This window comes from Haematobacter missouriensis (assembly GCF_000740775.1).
Classification (GTDB): Bacteria; Pseudomonadota; Alphaproteobacteria; order Rhodobacterales; family Rhodobacteraceae; genus Haematobacter; species Haematobacter missouriensis.
In genome coordinates this window covers 36068-52297 of record NZ_JFGS01000018.1, presented here as the reverse complement: position 1 = coordinate 52297, position 16230 = coordinate 36068, and the positions used below count along the sequence as shown (strand labels likewise).

The 16230-nt window shown below is 67.4% G+C and carries 14 protein-coding genes; all 14 read left to right on the top strand.

Going from position 1 to position 16230, the window contains the following annotated elements; all coding sequences use genetic code 11:
• The first annotated feature begins 23 nt into the window (after positions 1-23).
• The 14 genes from CG51_RS11890 (at position 24) to CG51_RS11825 (ending at position 15802) form a co-directional block, all read left to right on the top strand.
• Positions 24-1625 carry a class I adenylate-forming enzyme family protein gene (locus tag CG51_RS11890; RefSeq protein ID WP_084695157.1) on the top strand — a complete coding sequence of 534 codons (1602 nt, stop codon included), beginning with the start codon at positions 24-26 and terminating at the stop codon, positions 1623-1625.
• 25 nt (positions 1626-1650) lie between these two features.
• Positions 1651-2817, top strand: coding sequence for an ABC transporter substrate-binding protein (locus CG51_RS11885; protein ID WP_198947742.1), 1167 nt, complete (start codon positions 1651-1653; stop codon positions 2815-2817).
• Between the two features lie 22 nt (positions 2818-2839).
• On the top strand, positions 2840-3715 hold the full coding sequence (locus CG51_RS11880) for a branched-chain amino acid ABC transporter permease (protein ID WP_035745296.1): 876 nt from the start codon (positions 2840-2842) through the stop codon (positions 3713-3715).
• The gene (locus CG51_RS11875; RefSeq protein WP_035745293.1) at positions 3712-4668 is read left to right on the top strand and encodes a branched-chain amino acid ABC transporter permease; all 957 of its coding nucleotides are present in this window, start codon (positions 3712-3714) and stop codon (positions 4666-4668) included. The genes CG51_RS11880 and CG51_RS11875 overlap by 4 nt, the downstream gene beginning before the upstream one ends.
• Positions 4655-5368 (top strand): ABC transporter ATP-binding protein, encoded by a 714-nt coding sequence (locus tag CG51_RS11870; protein WP_035745292.1) that lies wholly within the window; start codon positions 4655-4657, stop codon positions 5366-5368. The genes CG51_RS11875 and CG51_RS11870 overlap by 14 nt, the downstream gene beginning before the upstream one ends.
• Positions 5352-6089, top strand: a complete 738-nt coding sequence (locus CG51_RS11865) for an ABC transporter ATP-binding protein (RefSeq protein WP_198947743.1) — start codon at positions 5352-5354, stop codon at positions 6087-6089. Before CG51_RS11870 ends, CG51_RS11865 begins: the two co-directional genes overlap by 17 nt.
• Positions 6082-6669 carry a PaaI family thioesterase gene (locus CG51_RS11860; RefSeq protein ID WP_198947744.1) on the top strand — a complete coding sequence of 196 codons (588 nt, stop codon included), beginning with the start codon at positions 6082-6084 and terminating at the stop codon, positions 6667-6669. The genes CG51_RS11865 and CG51_RS11860 overlap by 8 nt, the downstream gene beginning before the upstream one ends.
• 825 nt (positions 6670-7494) lie before the next feature.
• Positions 7495-8001, top strand: a complete 507-nt coding sequence (locus CG51_RS11855; RefSeq protein ID WP_035745291.1) for an RNA polymerase sigma factor — start codon at positions 7495-7497, stop codon at positions 7999-8001.
• A complete protein-coding gene (locus tag CG51_RS11850; protein WP_035745289.1) occupies positions 8001-8939 on the top strand; it encodes a FecR family protein in 939 nt (312 codons plus the stop codon). The genes CG51_RS11855 and CG51_RS11850 overlap by 1 nt, the downstream gene beginning before the upstream one ends.
• A gap of 155 nt (positions 8940-9094) precedes the next feature.
• Positions 9095-11647 carry a TonB-dependent siderophore receptor gene (locus CG51_RS11845; RefSeq protein WP_035745287.1) on the top strand — a complete coding sequence of 851 codons (2553 nt, stop codon included), beginning with the start codon at positions 9095-9097 and terminating at the stop codon, positions 11645-11647.
• Positions 11644-12954 (top strand): ABC transporter substrate-binding protein, encoded by a 1311-nt coding sequence (locus tag CG51_RS11840; RefSeq protein WP_169742249.1) that lies wholly within the window; start codon positions 11644-11646, stop codon positions 12952-12954. The genes CG51_RS11845 and CG51_RS11840 overlap by 4 nt, the downstream gene beginning before the upstream one ends.
• A gap of 19 nt (positions 12955-12973) precedes the next feature.
• Positions 12974-14017: a FecCD family ABC transporter permease gene (locus CG51_RS11835; RefSeq protein WP_035745283.1), complete on the top strand. Its 1044-nt coding sequence runs from the start codon at positions 12974-12976 to the stop codon at positions 14015-14017.
• A complete protein-coding gene (locus CG51_RS11830; protein WP_035745281.1) occupies positions 14014-14784 on the top strand; it encodes an ABC transporter ATP-binding protein in 771 nt (256 codons plus the stop codon). The genes CG51_RS11835 and CG51_RS11830 overlap by 4 nt, the downstream gene beginning before the upstream one ends.
• Positions 14777-15802, top strand: a complete 1026-nt coding sequence (locus CG51_RS11825) for a siderophore-interacting protein (protein WP_051930493.1) — start codon at positions 14777-14779, stop codon at positions 15800-15802. Before CG51_RS11830 ends, CG51_RS11825 begins: the two co-directional genes overlap by 8 nt.
• Positions 15803-16230 lie beyond the last annotated feature (428 nt).

The following is a 16230-nucleotide window of genomic DNA, read 5'->3' as shown; positions in this document are numbered from 1 at the left end:
GGCGCTGATACTGGAGAGACGCGATGACATCGCATGGAGACATTGCCGAACCAAAGACCCCGGATGCGGCGGCGGAAGCCACCCGGGCCCGCGCCTTTGCCGCACTGAAGACGTTGCCGTCCCGGCTCGCCGACGTGGTCTTCGACTGGGCGGAACGCACCCCCGACGCCCCCGCCCTGGTCGAGGGGGACCGCCGTCTGACCTATGGCGAAACCGCCGCGGCGATCCGGGATACCGCCCGCTGGCTCACCGATCAGGGATTGCGGCCGGGGGACCGGCTCATGGTCGTGAACGAGAATGGCATCGCGCTCGCCCTGCTGCTGCTGGCGGCGGGCACGATCGACGTGTGGCTGGCGACGATCAACGCGCGGCTCTCGGAGGGGGAACTGGAGACGATCCGCGCGCACTCCGGCGCGCGTCGCGTGATCTACACCGTCGAAGTGTCCCCCGATGCGACGCAGCATGCCGCCCATGCCGGGATCGCGGAGATCGACGTGCCTCACCTGGGCCGCATCGCCATCGGACCGCTGAACGAGACGACACAGCCCGAGCCGGTGGACCCGACGGGCGAGCAGGTGGCGGCGCTCATCTACACATCAGGCACCACGGGCAAGCCGAAGGGTGTTATGCTGACGCACCGGAACCTGCTGTCCGTCGGAAGCCTCTCCGCCGCCACCCGCCAGATGCGCCCGCAGGACGTGGTCTATGCGGTGCTGCCGATGTCGCATGTCTATGGGCTTTCCTCGGTGTTCCTGTGCTCGCTGACCTCGGGCGCGAGCCTTGAGTTCATGCCGCGTTTCTCCGCCCGCAAGGTGCTGGAAGATCTGCAATCGGGGCGGATCACCTGCTTCCTCGGCGTGCCCGCGATGTATGCGCGCTTCATCGAGCTGCTGGGGACAGAGGCGCGCCTTTCCATCCCGGCGCTCCGCGTCCTGTCTTCGGGCGGCTCGCCGCTCGATCCGGTGGTGAAGGCGCGGACGGAGGCGCTCTTCGGGCTTCCTGTCCTGAACGGCTACGGGCTGACAGAAGCGTCTCCCACGCTGACCGGCATGGTGTGGGGCACACGGCGCGCGGATGTGTCCGTGGGGCCAGCACTTCCCGGGGTGGAGCTCCGCCTCGTGGGGCCGGACGGAAAGGACGCGCCGGAAGGCGGGATCGGTGAGCTCTGGGCGCGGGGCCCCGGCATCATGAAGGGCTATTATCACGCCCCTGACCTGACGGCGCAGGTGCTCTCTCCTGATGGCTGGCTGAACACGGGCGATTTCGCCCGGATCGAGCCTGATGGAGCGGTGTTCATCGTGGGCCGGTCGAAGGAACTCATCATCCGTTCCGGCTTCAACGTCTATCCGGTGGAGGTTGAGGCCGTTCTGAACGCCTTCCCCGGCATCACGCAATCTGCCGTCGTCGGGCGCCCGGCGGAGGCCGGGAACGAGGAGGTCGTGGCCTTTCTCGAACCCGCGCCGGAGGTGACGCTCGATCTCGACGCGCTGAAGGCCCATGTGGCGGCCAATCTCGCGCCCTACAAGCATCCCAGCGACTACGTGGTGATGCAGGCGCTGCCCGCAGGGGCGACGGGCAAGATCCTGAAGAACCGCCTCGCCGCGATGGCGCGGGGCGACACCTGAAATGACCCTTGGGGGAGGAGAAAGAATGCTGAGACTTCTGGCGGCCTCGGCGCTCGCGCTGACGGTCGGACTTGGCGGCGCGACAGGAGCGCGTGCGGCGGAATTCATCATCGGATCGGAACTGCCGCTCACCGGCCCGCTCGCCCGCGTGGGCCAAGGCATGAACGAGGGGATCCAGGTCGCCGCCGAGATCTTCAACCGCACCAACGGCCGCCACACGGTCAAGGTCATCACCGTGGACGACGAAACCCAGCCGGCCAAGGCCATCGCGGCAATCGAGAAGCTGAACTCCGAAGGGGCGATCGCCTTTACCGGCGGCTATGGCTCCAACATCATCGGACCGGCCTCCGACACGGCGGAGCGGTTGGGCAAGGTCTACATCACCTCGGGCGGGGTGGCCACGGAACTGAGCCACCGGGGTCTCAAGACCTTCTTCCGCATCAACAACGCGGCGGGCTATGCCAAGGCGCTGGCCGGATTCTACCGCGATCAGGGCATCCGTTCCGTCTCCGTGCTCTACTCCACGCGAGAGGCCACGCAGGAAGTGGCCCGCATGCTGGAGAAGGACTGGCAGGCAAGCGGCATCGCGGTGACCATGCACCCGTTCGACGCCTCCGTGACGGACTTCAAGCCGATCATGCACAAGATCAAGGTCATCGACCGGCCGGAGGCCATCGCGATGATCGGCTATGAAAACGACTATGTCGGGATCATCCGCGCTGCCCGCGTGTTCACTCCGGACGTCAAGGCCATCGGCGGGGTCTGGTCGCTCACCACCACCAAGATGTGGAAGGATTTCCCCGAGCTGATGAACAACGTCTACGGCACCTCCACCGTCTCCTATCCGCCGAAGTTCCTGACGGAACAGGAGCGTGTCTTTGCGGAGGTCTATGAGCAGATGTTCGGCAAGGATGTCGATTACCTCGGCATCTACGGCTATGTGCAGTCCACCCTGCTGTTCAACGCGGTGGCGGAGGCCCATGACGCGGGGGATCCTTCCACCGAGGGCATCATTCGCGCCCTCCACAGCAAGGAACATGAGACGCTGATCGGCACCGTCCGCTTCGACGAGGGCGGCGACAACGTGAATTTCTCCCACCGGATCGGCCAGCATCAGGCCGGCCAGATCCCCATCGTCTGGCCGCCCGAGGCCCAGACCGGCCCCGCCACCTTCCCCGGCGTCGCCTGGTAACGGCGCGTTCCACGGAAAGACCATGACAGAACTCATCATCCAGTCCCTGTATTCGGGGGTTCTGGTCGGCGCCTACTACGCGCTGATCGCCCTCGGCCTCGCGCTCGTCTTCGGGACGATGCGGATCATCAACCTCGCCCACGGGGAGCTTGTGCTCCTCGCGGGCTACATCGCCTATACGGCTGAGTCGCAATACGGACTCAACCCGATCTGGGCGCTGCCCTTCGCCGTGGTGATCGTGTCGATCACCAGCGTGCTCGTCTATCTGCTGCTCACCCGCATCAAGACCGACCGGGAGATAAACTCCCTGATCCTCACCTTCGGCATCGGCATCGCGCTGACCAATGCGATCCTGCTCATCTGGTCGGCGGACGTGCGCTCCACCAACGTCGCCTGGTATCACGAACCCTTCGTGATAGCCGATACCTTCTATGCCATGAAGTCAGAGGTGCTGGCGGCGCTGGCGGGCGCGGTCATGGTCGCCGCCGTCTGGTGGTGGCTGAACCGGAGCTGGTATGGCCGGGCGCTCCGCGCCGTGTCGTCCAACCGGGACGCGGCCAAGCTCATGGGCATCAACCCCCGCACAACGGAGGTTCTCTCCTTCGGCGTGGCCGGGCTGCTTGCCGCCATCGCGGGCGTGGCGCTCTATACCGGGCAGGTGATCCAGCCCTCCGTCGGCCATGCACTGACCATCAAGGCGTTCGTCATCACCGTTCTGGCGGGTCTCGGCTCGGTGCCGGGTGTGCTGGTGGGCGCTATCCTGATCGGCATCGCTGAAAGCCTGACGGCAACGCTCTGGTCCTCCGCGCTGCAGCCGATGGCTGGGATGGTCCTGTTCCTCGTCGTTCTTCTCGTCATGCCCTCCGGGCTCTTCGGCCGTGCGAGGAGGCGCGGATGAAACATATCGCACTCATCGTCTTTCTCGCCCTCGCCTATATCGCCGTCCCGCTGGTCTTTGCCGCGAATACCTATGTGATGGGCATCATCGTCGCGGCGCTCACCATCGCGGGCATCGCGGTTTCCTGGGCCATGCTCGGCAACCTGGGCGGCATGGTCAGCTTCGGTCAGGCCGCGTTCTTCGGCGTGGGCGCCTATGCCTCCGCCCTGCTGGTGATGAAGGCGGGCTGGCCGGTGTTCCTCGCCATGCCGGTGGCGGGGCTGATCGCCTCGGCCGCATCCATCGTGACCATGCCCGCGCTGCGGCTCCGGGGGCCGTATTTCGCCCTCGCCATGCTGGCCTTTGCCGAGATCTTCCGCATCCTCGCGACAGAAATGCGCTGGCTCACCAACGGCGCGGGCGGCATCCTGTCGATCCCCCGTCTGCCCAAGGTCGGAGGCATCGACTTCGGCACCCCGCTCGGCGGATATTTCGTGGTGCTGTCGCTCGTCCTGTTCAGCATGCTGGTCTATGCGCTGGTCCGTCGCAGCCCGGAGGGCCTCGCTCTCCGCGCCATGCACGACAGCGAGGATGCGACCCGCGTCGTCGGCGTCAACGCCACGATGCTGAAGGCGCTGATCCTTCTGCTCGCGGCATTTTTCGCGGGGATGATGGGCGCGTTCAACGCGCACTACATCAACTTCCTCGAACCGGAATATGCCTTCCACGGAAGCTGGACGACGCTCGCCATCGTCGCGGCGATCTTCGGCGGCTACCGGACGCTCTGGGGGCCCCTCGCCGGCGCGATGGCCGTCTATCTGGTCGATCAGTTCGTGTTCAAGCAGATCCTGCCTGCCGGCCATCAGCTCATCCTTGGTGCACTGCTTGCCGTGATCGTCATCTTTTCGCCGCAGGGCCTGCTGCCCTGGATCCGGGAACGTTTCACCAGGGGAGGCAGCCATGCTCGCGCTTGATGGAGTCACCGTCGCCTTTGGCGGGCTGGTCGCCGTTTCGGATGTCAGTTTCTCGCTGGCGGAGAAGGAGGTGATCGGCCTCGTCGGTCCGAACGGCGCGGGCAAGACCACGCTGTTCAACGCCGTCTCCGGCCTCGTGCGGCCGACGAAGGGCACGCTCTCCTTCGGGGGGCACAACCTGATCGGCATGCCGATCCACAAACGCGCGCGCATCGGCCTTGGCCGGGCGTTCCAGGTGCCGCAGCCAATGCACGAACTGACAGTGCGGGAGAACCTGATCGTCGCGCAGCGCTTCGGCACAGGTCGCGTCGATGCGGAGAAGATCGCCGAAATCCTCGACATCACCCGCCTCGGCCACAAGGCGAACATGGACGCCGCAACTTCTCTCGCCCTGACGGAGCAGAAGGCGCTGGAGGTGGGCAAGGCGCTCGCCACCAATCCGCGGCTGCTCATGCTGGACGAAGTGCTCGCCGGGTTGGAAACGGCGGGCAAGCGCGCCTTCATGCAGACGCTGGACGAGGCGCGCGCGCGGTTCGGGCTGGCCCTGCTGATGGTGGAACATGACATCGAGACCATCTCCAACACCTGTCCGCGCGTCATCGTGCTGAACTTCGGCCGCCTCATAGCCGACGGCACACCTGACGACGTGTTCCGCAACCCCGAAGTGATCAGGAGCTATACCGGTGGCGAAGCTGCTTGAAATCGACAAGGTCCGCGCCGGTTACGGGGCGATCAACGTGCTGTGGGACATCTCCCTCTCGGCGGAGGAGGGCAAGCTCACCTGCATTCTCGGCCCCAACGGCGGCGGCAAGACCACGCTCATGCGGGCGATCATGGGGCTGATCCCCGTCCGCTCGGGCGAGGTCCGCTTTGCCGGGCGGAATGTCGCCGGGACACCCACCTGGACGCTGGTCAAGGACGGTATCGCCATGATCCCGGAGGGCCGGATGATCTTCCGCGACATGACGGTGGAGGACAACCTGCTGATCGGCGGCTTCATCGAACGGTGCCGCCCGAACGTCCCGCGCAATCTGGAAATGGCCTATGACATGTTCCCCCGACTGAAGGAGCGCCGCCATCAGCTTGCCAGCTCCCTCTCCGGCGGAGAGGCGCAGATGCTCGCCATGGGGCGCGGGCTGATGGAGGAGCCGAAGGTGATCCTCGTGGATGAACCCTCACTCGGGCTTTCGCCCGTGATGACGGATGAGGTCATGGCGATCCTCGACCGGCTGAAGAAGGAGGGCCGGACCATCGTGCTGGTGGAGCAGAACACCAACAAGGCGCTGAAGATCGCGGACCATGTCTATCTGGTCCGCGGGGGCAAGGTGATCCTCTCCGAACCGGCGGAAGCGGTTGACCTTTCCCGTCTTCACGATCTCTACTTCGCGCGTGGTACCAGCGAAGAGCGAGTTCATGCCTGAAGACACCCCCGCCCCAGCCTTTCCCCTCACGCAAGAGAACACGCCGGAAGGTCTGCGCGGTGTGCTGGACTACCGGCTCGCCGAATGGTCGGAGGGCCGGGCGGTGGTGGAGATGCGGGTTGACGGCCGGCACCTCAACCGCTCGGGCGTGCTGCACGGCGGGGTGATCGCCACGCTGCTCGACGCCTCCTGCGGCTATGCCGCGACATGGAGCGGCGATCCGGCGAAACCGAAAGCCGCCGTCACCCTGTCCCTCACCGTGTCCTATACCGGGCAGGTGAAGGAAGGGGTCGTGCGTGCCACCGCGCTCATGAAGGCGGGGGGCGCAAGATCGTTTTCTGCACGGGCGAGGTACGCGACGCGGCAGGCAACCTCATCGGCATGGGCGAAGGGAGCTTCCGTTTCCGCTCCGGAAGCGAGCGGGACAGGCCCGTCGCCTCGGCCTGAGGACGGTCCGGGCCGGGCGGCTGGCCCGGACGCAGCAGCTTGGCGTGGGAGGAGTGGATTGGCCCCGGCCCGGTGGATCGGTCGGCTGGGACCAGTCGGGGTGGATCGGTCAAATCGGCGGGGGCATTGCTAAAACCGCTTCCTGATCCAACAGCCTGCCGAAAAGTTCCTGAATACCATGCCTTGAACATCGGGGCATCGGACCCCCGAATGTCTGGATTTCTTCAGGTCCTCAGGCGATCTCCCGCTCCCGCGCAGACCTAACAGGCTGCTGAAAAAGCATTCCACGATTCTCCTGAAGCTCCTTCCCGCACTGTTGAGATGTGTCCCGGAAACCGCCAGTTCTGGCACGTGATCGGACAGATTTTCTGGCTTTCGACGCAAGCCTGGGGGGACGCCCGACTTTTTCAGCAGCCTGCTGGAACATTTCCGGGGCGGCCTGTAAACCAGCGCAAGACCTGCGGGAGACACCGCTGCCGCGACCCGCCCTTATAGCAGGCCGCTGAAAAACTCCCAAAGTGGCGTGCCTATGGGCCGGACATCGGAAAATCATCCCGGAAGTGTAACAATTTCCGGCTGGATTTCGTCGGATTGCGAATGATTTTCGCTCCAACATAAGCACAAATGTTTCTTTCATGTTAGGGGTCGCGGATCCCGCCTATCCGCCGCGGAACAACAACCGAACCGGGCATCGCCCGTGACCCCCCGCCTTCCGGCCGGCGGCGAATGTGGCTCATGTCCGAGCTTCCCGGGCGGAGGCCGATCCGAAGGCGGCTTGCGCGCGCCCTTTGCGAGTCCCTCCGCCTGCCTTTGTCCGGCAGCCAACCTGCAGCCTGGCGCATTCAGGGCCGTTTCCGGCTCTGGCCACAAACTGTCTCTGGTCATTGACCGGAGGCCTGAAGTAAAACTCTCGGGAATTGGCCCTTGCCGCCGTCACGGAGGGTCGCGGGAGAGTGCCGTGCTGACCGAACTCTATCTCCTCAGACGACGATCCCTGCTCGCGCGGCTGGCCGGGCACGTCGGACACTGGCATACGGCAGAGGATCTCGCGCAGGATGCCTGGGTCCAGCTCACGCGTGCCGTCGCCACCCAGCCGGTGAACCGGCCCGAAGCCTTTCTGAACGAAACCGCCCGCAACATTGCAACGGACCATGCACGCCGCGCTCGCAGACGCGCGCGGGTGGAGACGGAAGTTTTTGACACCGCCGCGCTGGAGGGCGTGGCAACCGACGCACCGACCCCCGAAGCCTGCCTTATTGAACGACAGCGGATCACCGCGCTGCGGACGGCCCTCGCCTCCCTGCCCGAACGCGCGCGGGAGGTCTGGCGGCTTTCCTATGTCGAAGGTTGGAGCTATGCCCGGATTGCAGAGGATCTCGGCGTGTCGCGCAACACCGTCTATAACGACATGAAGCTGGTCATGGGCCATTGCCGAGACGTGATGCGCCGGATCGAGGGAGACTGATGCCCGCATCGACAAGCGGCGAGGTGGAGGAACAGGCTCTGGACTGGTTCCTGCGGCTCGGTGACGACAGGGCTGCGGCGGACCGGACGGCGTTCGAGCACTGGCTGGCTGCGGATGCGCGCCATCGCGCCGCTTACGACGACATCGTCGCCACATGGCAGGCGCCTGCCCTTCGCGCCGCTTCCGCCGCTCTGCGCCCTCCGGTCCACCGGCCTGACAGATCCCGTCAGCCATGGGCGATCGCAGCCCGGATTGCGGCGGTGCTGCTGGTCGCCTGCCTGATCTGGCAGGCTCCCCGGCTGCTCATCGCCTGGCAGGCCGACTATACGACCCGCGCGGGAGAGCAGGAGCGCATCGCGCTGGCCGATGGAACACAGGTGACGCTGAACACCGGCTCCGCCATCGCGGTGGAGATGACAGGCGGCGTCCGGCATGTGCGGCTGTTGGCGGGCGAGGCGTTCTTCGACGTGGCACATGACGCGCTCCACCCCTTCATCGTCACGGGCAGGCAGGGTGAAGTGCGCGTGACCGGCACCGAGTTCGCCGTCCGGCTCGACGAGGTGGGGGACCGTGTCATGCTCCGCGAGGGCCACGTGGCGGTGCGCGAGATTGGCGGTCCGGACGAGGCGATGCTAGAGCCGGGGGAGGCCATAACTGCCCTCGCCAGCGGCGGCCTGTCGCCGGTCACACGGGCCGATACGGACAGCGCGCTGGCATGGCTCGGTGGGCGGATGGAGATGCGCGACGCGCCGCTCGCCACGGCGGTGGCGGAGATCGGGCGCTATCGGGCGGCGCCTGTCATGCTGTTACGAGGAGCGGGGCGGAACGTCTCGGGCAGTTTCTCGCTGCGCGATCCGGATGCCGCGCTGGCAGCGCTGGCGGGGCTTTCGGACCTCACCATTCGTCGCCTGCCGGGCGGGGCGGTGGTGCTCTACTGAGGCTCGAACCGGACGAATGCCGGGGGCATGAAGGTCCGGCGCGACACGGCGAAAAAGAAAAAGTAAAAAAGTCGGGAAAAATTTGTGACGCGGGCAGGGCCTGAACGTCACTGTTTCCGAAGGGGCGACATATGCGCCCGACATGAGAGGGACAGATGAACGGCCATAAAACGGAACCTCGAAAGGCGCGGAGCCGGGGGATCGCGCGGCTGCTCCTGAGCGTGGCACTGGCGGGACCGCTGCTCGGGGCGGCAACAACGCTCCCCGCGGAGGCGCAGAGCCAGAGCATCACCATCGCGGCACAACCACTTTCCAGCGCGATGAGCGCCTTCGGTCGGGCGACAGGCTGGCAGGTCGCCTATCCGCCGGCGCTCGCCGGCGTGACGACACGCGCCGTCGCCGGCAGCCTCGCGCCCGAAGCGGCGCTGCGGCAGATGCTGGAGGGCACGGGCATCGCGCTCCAGCGCACGGGGGCAAGCAGCGCGGCCCTTCTTGCGCCCGCCGCCGCAACCGGCGCGGCATCGGGCACCGTTCTGTCTCCCGTCATGCTGACGGCGCAGAACAGCGGCACCGGCCCCGCCGGGATCGTCCCCCGCGTCTCCACCTCCGCCACCCGCACCGATACGCCGCTGATCGAGACGCCGCAGACCGTGAACGTCATCGGGCGGGAACAGATGGAGGAACAGGGCGCGACCACCGTCAGCCAGGCGCTCCGCTATACGCCGGGCATCGTCACCGGCACCGCCGGGGCGCAATCGGACAGGTTCGACAGCTATTTCGTGCGTGGCTCGGGCGGGTTCTCCGCCGATGCGAGCTATGCCAGCACGCTGGACGGGCTGCGCTGGCGCTTCCCGGACCGGACGGCGGTGCAGTTCGACCCGTGGATGCTGGAGCGTGTGGAAGTGGTGAAGGGCCCCGCCTCCACGCTCTTCGGTTCCGGCTCCCCCGGCGGGATCGTCAACCTTGTCTCCAAGCAACCGGAATTCACCCGCGCGCGGGACGCTTATCTGGCCTTCGGCAGCCATGGTCGCAAGGAAGCGGGCATCGACCTGACCGGCCCGCTCAACGAGGATTTCGCCTATCGTTTCATCGCGCTCGGCCGTGCGGGCAAGACGGGGATCGACTACCAGCATGACGAACGTGTGCTGGTGGCCCCCTCGCTCACCTGGGCGCCGACGGACGACACTCGGCTCACCCTGCAGGCGATGTATCAGCACGACCCGAAGGCGCCGGACGGGCAGTTCCTGCCGCCGCTCGGCTCCGTTCTGCCGATCCCGGGCTATGGCACCGTGTCTCCCACCTTCTGGCAGGGCGATCCCAACTGGCAGGAATACAGCCGGACGCAGAAATCCATCGGCTTCCAGTTCGACCACCAGTTCAACCCTGTCTGGAGCGTTCACAGCCGCTTCCGCTACGGTGAGCTCGACAGCACCACCAAGTCGCTCGACTTCTCGTGGATGTCGGACGAGGTGACGATGAACCGGCTGATCTACCTTGCCGACCATCAGTCCTATTCCACCGCCTTCGACACTTATGCACAGGCGAAATTCTCCACCGGCTCCGTCGATCACACGCTGCTCGCGGGCGTGGATTACCAGAAGCTCTCGGGCGGGTTCCGCGACGGCTGGGACAGGGCCAACTATCCGGCGATCAACATCTTCAATCCCGTCTACGGGCTGGACATCGACCGGGTGACGCCATTCCGCGCCTTCCGCCAGCCGTTCGAGCAAACGGGCTTCTATCTTCAGGAGCAGGCGTCCTTCGGGCAGTGGCGCTTCATGGCGGGGCTCCGTCATGACGACATCCGCTCCGGCTCCAGCGTGACGAACGGGCTGAACGGGGCAGTGACGTCCTCCTCCGCCAAGGACTCAAAGGTGTCCTGGCAGCTCGGCACCGTCTACCTGATGGACAACGGCTTCGCGCCCTTCGTGAACTACTCGACCTCGTTCGAGCCGGAGCTGGGCGTGACCGCATCGGGCGACGTGCTGCACCCCTCTACCGGCAAGATGCTGGAGGGCGGTCTGCGCTACCTCGCCCCTGCGGGCGACCGGTCTTTCGGCATCACCCTGTTCTCCGGCAGCAAGGACGGCCAGCCGGTGGCGGATTCGGTCAACGTGGCGGAATGCGCGGCCAATGTGGGCGCCTACTCCACCTGCTACACGCAGGACAACAAGTCCGAGGCCAAGGGTGTGGAGCTTGAAGCCCGCGCGTCGCTGGCGCAGGGGCTGGACCTGATCGGCAGCTATACCTACCAGAAGGTGCGGCTGACGGAATCCTCCGACGCGTCGATCAACCCGGACATCCTGAACGGCGACCGCTCGGTGGACAAGCATCTGACCGGCGTTCCCGATCAGATCGCCTCGCTTTGGCTCAACTACCGCCTGCCCGCCTCATCCCCTGTTCCCGGGCTGTCGGTGGGCGGCGGCGTGCGCTACGTCGGCTCCACCTATGCCACCGGCAACAATGTCTGGGGCGCGGCCGAAGGGCCGTATGAGGGCCGGGCCGCGAAGGTGGACAGCTTCACGCTGGTCGATCTCGCCATCGGTTACGACTTCGGGGCGCAGGATCCATCGTTGGCAGGGCTCCGCGCCAACCTGAACGTGACGAACCTCTTCGACAAGGACTATGTCGCGGCTTGCAACGGCTACGGCACCTGTTCCTTCGGGGCGGAACGGCGCGTGCTGCTCACCCTCGCCTACTCATGGTGAAGCGGCTGGCCCGCCTCCCGCAGCCGGAAGCGGGCAGCCCTGCGACCTGCTGGCCCGCCCCCGCACGCGGGGCGGCCCAGCAGGCACATCCCCAGCAGGCACATCCCCAGCAGGCACATCCCCAGCAGGCACATCCCCAGCAGGCGGGACGCCGGTCATGGGTGGCGCGGGGGATGGCGGCGGGGTTGGCGGCGGCGGTGACGGCCATGACAACCGCCCGTGCCGGGATATGGGCGGCGGTCTGCCTGATGGCTCTGCTGCCATGGCCTGCCGGTGCAGAGGTGGCCATCACCGACGACGCGGGACGGCAGGTGACGCTGGCCCAACCGGCACAAAGGATCGTGCTGACCGACGGGATGGGGTTCATCGCGCTCGCGTTGATCGATCCCGATCCGGCCGCGCGTCTGGCGGGCTGGAACGCGGCGCGGCTCGATGCGGGCGCGCGGGCGGAGATGGAAGCGGCGCTCCCCGCCCTTGCGGCCGTGCCGGATATCGGCGATCCGGCGGCGGGCGGTTCGGTGGAGGGGCTGATCGCGCTTTCCCCCGATCTGGTGGTGCTGGACCCGTTCTACAACCGCTCTCCTACGACGATCCGGGTGCTGGAGTCCGCAGGCATTTCCGTGGCCGTGCTGGCGCTCACACCCACCATCCGGGCGGAGGAGCCGCATGCCGGCCTCCTCCGGCTGGGCCAACTCATCGGGCGGGAGGAGCAGGCACGCGCCTATGCCGCCTTTGCCGACGCGCGGATCGCGGGGATCAGCGCGCGGTTGGCCGACCTGCCCGAAAATGCCCGCCCCCCCGTGCTGTTGGAGGCCCATGCCGGGCGCGGAACCTGCTGCCTGTCCCCCGGCAAGGGCGAGGGCATAGGGGACTTCGTCGAGTTCGCGGGCGGGGAGAATATCGGGGCCGAGGTCATCCCGGGCATGGCAGGGCCTCTGTCCGCGGAATATGTCATCGCCCGCGCGCCGCAAGTCTATATCGCGACGGGCGGCAGCTATCTGGCGGCAGCGGGGGGACTGGTCGTCGGGCCCGGGGCGGATGCGGAGACGGCCCGGCAGGGACTGCGCGCCGCCGCTTCCCGCACCGGGATCGCGGAGACGCCCGCCTTTGCCACGCAGCGGCTGCACGGCATCTGGCACGGGTTGACCATCTCCGCCATCAACATGGTCGCCATCGAGGCGCTGGCCCGCTGGATTCACCCCGAGTTGTTCCCCGACCTTGACCCCGCCGCCACTCTGGCCGAGATCAATGCGCGCTTCCTTGCCGCCCCGCTCACCGGGGCGCTGTGGATCGACGCAGCGGAGTGAGAACGGAACGGGCAGACCCATGACGGCGACGACAGATATCCGGCTTTCCCGCCACCGCGCGGCAGAACGGCGGCGCACCGGATTTCTGGCGGTGATGGCGCTGGCGGTAGTGGGTGCCTTCGTGCTGGACCTCTGCACCGGCCCTGCGGGGTTGAGCATCAGTGACCTGTGGCGTGCACTCAGCGGGGATACCACGCTTTCCCCCGCGACCATGACCATCGTGTGGAAGCTCCGCCTTCCCGTCGCCGTGCTGGCATTGCTCGTGGGCGCGGGGCTCGCGCTGGCGGGGGCGGAAATGCAGACTGTGCTGGACAATCCGCTCGCCAGCCCCTTCACGCTGGGTGTGTCGGCGGCCGCCGGCTTCGGCGCGGCACTGGCGATCGTGTTCGGGCTGGCCCTGCCGGGGCTGCCGCCGGACCTTGCCGTGGCGGGCAATGCCTTCGTCGCCGCCGCGCTGTCGATCGCGCTGCTGCAACTGCTGGTGCGGGGGAGAGAGGGGAACGCGGCGCTGCTGGTGCTGTTCGGCATCGCGCTGGTCTTCACCTTCAACGCGCTTCTGGCGCTGGTGCAGTTCGTGGCCCCGGCAGAGGCGCTGAAGCAGTTCGCGCTCTGGGGCATGGGCGATCTCGCGCAGGCCGATGGCCGCCGGGTGGCGCTGATGGCGGGGGCGCTGGTCATCGCCGTGCCGTTCTCCCTTGCCGCGTCCTCCCGGCTCACCGTGCTGCGTCTCGGGGCGGAGCGGGCGGCGAGCCTCGGTGTCGATCCCGGGCGGCTGCGGTTCATGGCGCTCCTCCGCATCAGTCTTCTGGCGGCGGCGGCGGTGGCCACGGCGGGCACCATCGGCTTCGTGGGTCTCGTCGCTCCGCATCTCGCGCGGCTGACGGTGGGCGAGGATCACCGCCATTTCCTGCCCGCGAGCCTGCTGATCGGGGCGCTGCTCGTCTCTCTCGCCTCCGCCGCCGCCAAGACGGTGATCCCCGGCGTGCTGTTGCCGGTGGGGATCGTCACCTCGCTGATCGGCCTGCCGGTGTTCTTCGTCCTGATCGCCCGGGTCGCGCGATGAGCTTTGCCGTCCACCATCTGATGTCGGGCTATCCCGGTCGCCCGGTACTGCACGATCTGTCGCTGTCCCAGACGGCGGGCGGCGGCATCACCGCATTGCTGGGGCCGAACGGGGCGGGGAAATCCACCGCGCTCCGCGCCATCGCCGGGCTTCTGCCCGCGCGGGGAGAGGTCCGGCTCGACAGCGTGGACCTGCTGGCCCTTTCGCCGCGCGACCGGGCGCGCAAGGTGGCTTTCGTGCCGCAGATGCTGCCCTCCGGCGTGGGGCTGACCGTGCTGGAAGCCTCCGTCGCCGCGATCCGCGCGGCCCGTCCGGGCCTGTCGCGTGAAAGCGCGGCGGAAGCGGCGCTCACCGCGCTTGATCGGCTGGGGGCGGGGGGGCTGGCGCTCGACCGGCTGGACAGGCTCTCGGGCGGGCAGCGGCAGATGGCGGGCCTTGCCCCCGCGCTGGCCGGCGACGCACCGCTCCTTTTGCTGGACGAGCCGACGAGCATGCTCGACATCGCCCATCAGCACCGCGTCATGCAGCTTCTGGCCGAGATCGCGCGGGACGGGCGGCGGATCGTCGTCGTGCTGCATGACATCCCGCTTGCCGCCGCATGGGCGGAGCGTGTGGCCGTGCTGGAAAGCGGACGACTGGCCGCCGAGGGCGCGACGGAGACCGTCCTGACGCCCGACATCTTCGCCCGCGTCTGGGGCGTGGAGGCGGAACTGGACCGGGGCGCCCTGCGCATCCGGCGACTGATTGGAGAGCATGACCATGCCTGAGATGACCACCACCGCCCGCGTCACTACCCCGGAGGCACCCGCGCTCGCCCGGCTGATCGCAGAGCATCTGGGCGGCCATGGCGCACGGGTGGAGACGGCGGAAGGGGTCTGGCGCATCGACTTCGGCCTCCGTCGCGCCACCGTCACCGTGGCTGCGGATGTGCTGGAGATGGAGGCATGGGGCGCTGATGCCTCCCTCGCCCATGAGATGCGCCTCGACCTTGGCGAACATCTGGCAGAGTTCGGCGGCCCGAAGGTTGACTGGGGCCTCCCCGAGACGACTGTCCCTCCCAACTTCCGCCAGATGGAGATCGTGGGGATTGAGGACATCACCCCCGCCATGCGCCGCCTCCGGCTGTCCGGCCCGGAGCTGCTGCGCTTCGCCGACCTGTCGGCGCTGCACTGCAAGCTGCTGCTGCCGCCGGCGGATGAAGCCCCCGTCTGGCCCCATTTCGATGCCGAGGGGCGGTTCACCTTCGGCAACGGGGTCGTGCGCAAATATACCATCCGCCGCATCGACCCGGCGGCAGGTTGGATGGAAATCGACTTCGTTCTGCATGACGACGCCGGTCCCGGTTCGGCCTTTGCCGCCACGGCGCGGGTGGGGGAGCGGCTGGCGCTGGTCGGCCCCGGCGGCGGTGGCATCCCGCGGGAAGGCCACGTGCTGCTTGCGGGAGATGAGACTGCCCTGCCCGCCATCGCCCGCGCACTGGAGGACGCGGCCCCGGACATGCAGGGCCACGCCTTCATTGAGGTTTCGGATGCGGCGGAGCGGCAGGCGCTCCCTCACCCCGGCGGCGTGGAGCTGCACTGGTTCCTTCGCGACGGCCCGCCCGGCGCAGCTCTGGTGGCAGCGCTGAAAACGCTGTCCGTCCCGCCGGAAACCTATGTCTGGGCCGGGCTGGAATTCGCCGCCTTCCGCGAACTTCGCAGCCATCTCCGCACCGTCCTGAACCATCCGCGCGAGACACATTTCGTCACCGCCTACTGGCGGAAGGGCGCGGCGGGAGCGTCTTGATCCCGGGAAGCGGGTCCGGGCGCGGGCGGGATTGGCCGCTTCCGCCGCGACGCTTCGGGCTCTGCCCCACGGCGGATTGACGGCGCGAGCAAGAGCCAAAGCGTTGCCATGCCGCAGCGGTCGCCTTGGTCGCACCCCAGCCTCGTTTGCACCCCAGCCTCGTTTGCACCGCAGCCTTCAGTCCCGTCGCTCCGCTCATCAACAGGCTGCAAAAAAAGCACTCCGAGGGCACCGGGGAGGCTTTTCCACATCCTGAACCGCGCCCCGGAAACCGCAGTTTCGGCGCATGCCCGAACCGGTTTTCCGGCATCCGACGCAGGGGCAGGTCAATGTCCGGCTTTTCAGCAGCCCGGGCCCTCGTTCGCTTTCGTCAGCCTGCGCCTCATGGCCTGTGGTGCAGGGGACACGCCCGCCCTGAGCTACCGGCG

Coding starts and splice junctions, on each gene's coding strand:
- CG51_RS11890 (WP_084695157.1), top strand. CDS start 24: ATGACATCGCATGGAGACATTGCCGAACCAAAGACCCCGGATGCGGCG.
- CG51_RS11885 (WP_198947742.1), top strand. CDS start 1,651: ATGCTGAGACTTCTGGCGGCCTCGGCGCTCGCGCTGACGGTCGGACTT.
- CG51_RS11880 (WP_035745296.1), top strand. CDS start 2,840: ATGACAGAACTCATCATCCAGTCCCTGTATTCGGGGGTTCTGGTCGGC.
- CG51_RS11875 (WP_035745293.1), top strand. CDS start 3,712: ATGAAACATATCGCACTCATCGTCTTTCTCGCCCTCGCCTATATCGCC.
- CG51_RS11870 (WP_035745292.1), top strand. CDS start 4,655: ATGCTCGCGCTTGATGGAGTCACCGTCGCCTTTGGCGGGCTGGTCGCC.
- CG51_RS11860 (WP_198947744.1), top strand. CDS start 6,082: ATGCCTGAAGACACCCCCGCCCCAGCCTTTCCCCTCACGCAAGAGAAC.
- CG51_RS11850 (WP_035745289.1), top strand. CDS start 8,001: ATGCCCGCATCGACAAGCGGCGAGGTGGAGGAACAGGCTCTGGACTGG.
- CG51_RS11845 (WP_035745287.1), top strand. CDS start 9,095: ATGAACGGCCATAAAACGGAACCTCGAAAGGCGCGGAGCCGGGGGATC.
- CG51_RS11835 (WP_035745283.1), top strand. CDS start 12,974: ATGACGGCGACGACAGATATCCGGCTTTCCCGCCACCGCGCGGCAGAA.
- CG51_RS11830 (WP_035745281.1), top strand. CDS start 14,014: ATGAGCTTTGCCGTCCACCATCTGATGTCGGGCTATCCCGGTCGCCCG.
- CG51_RS11825 (WP_051930493.1), top strand. CDS start 14,777: ATGCCTGAGATGACCACCACCGCCCGCGTCACTACCCCGGAGGCACCC.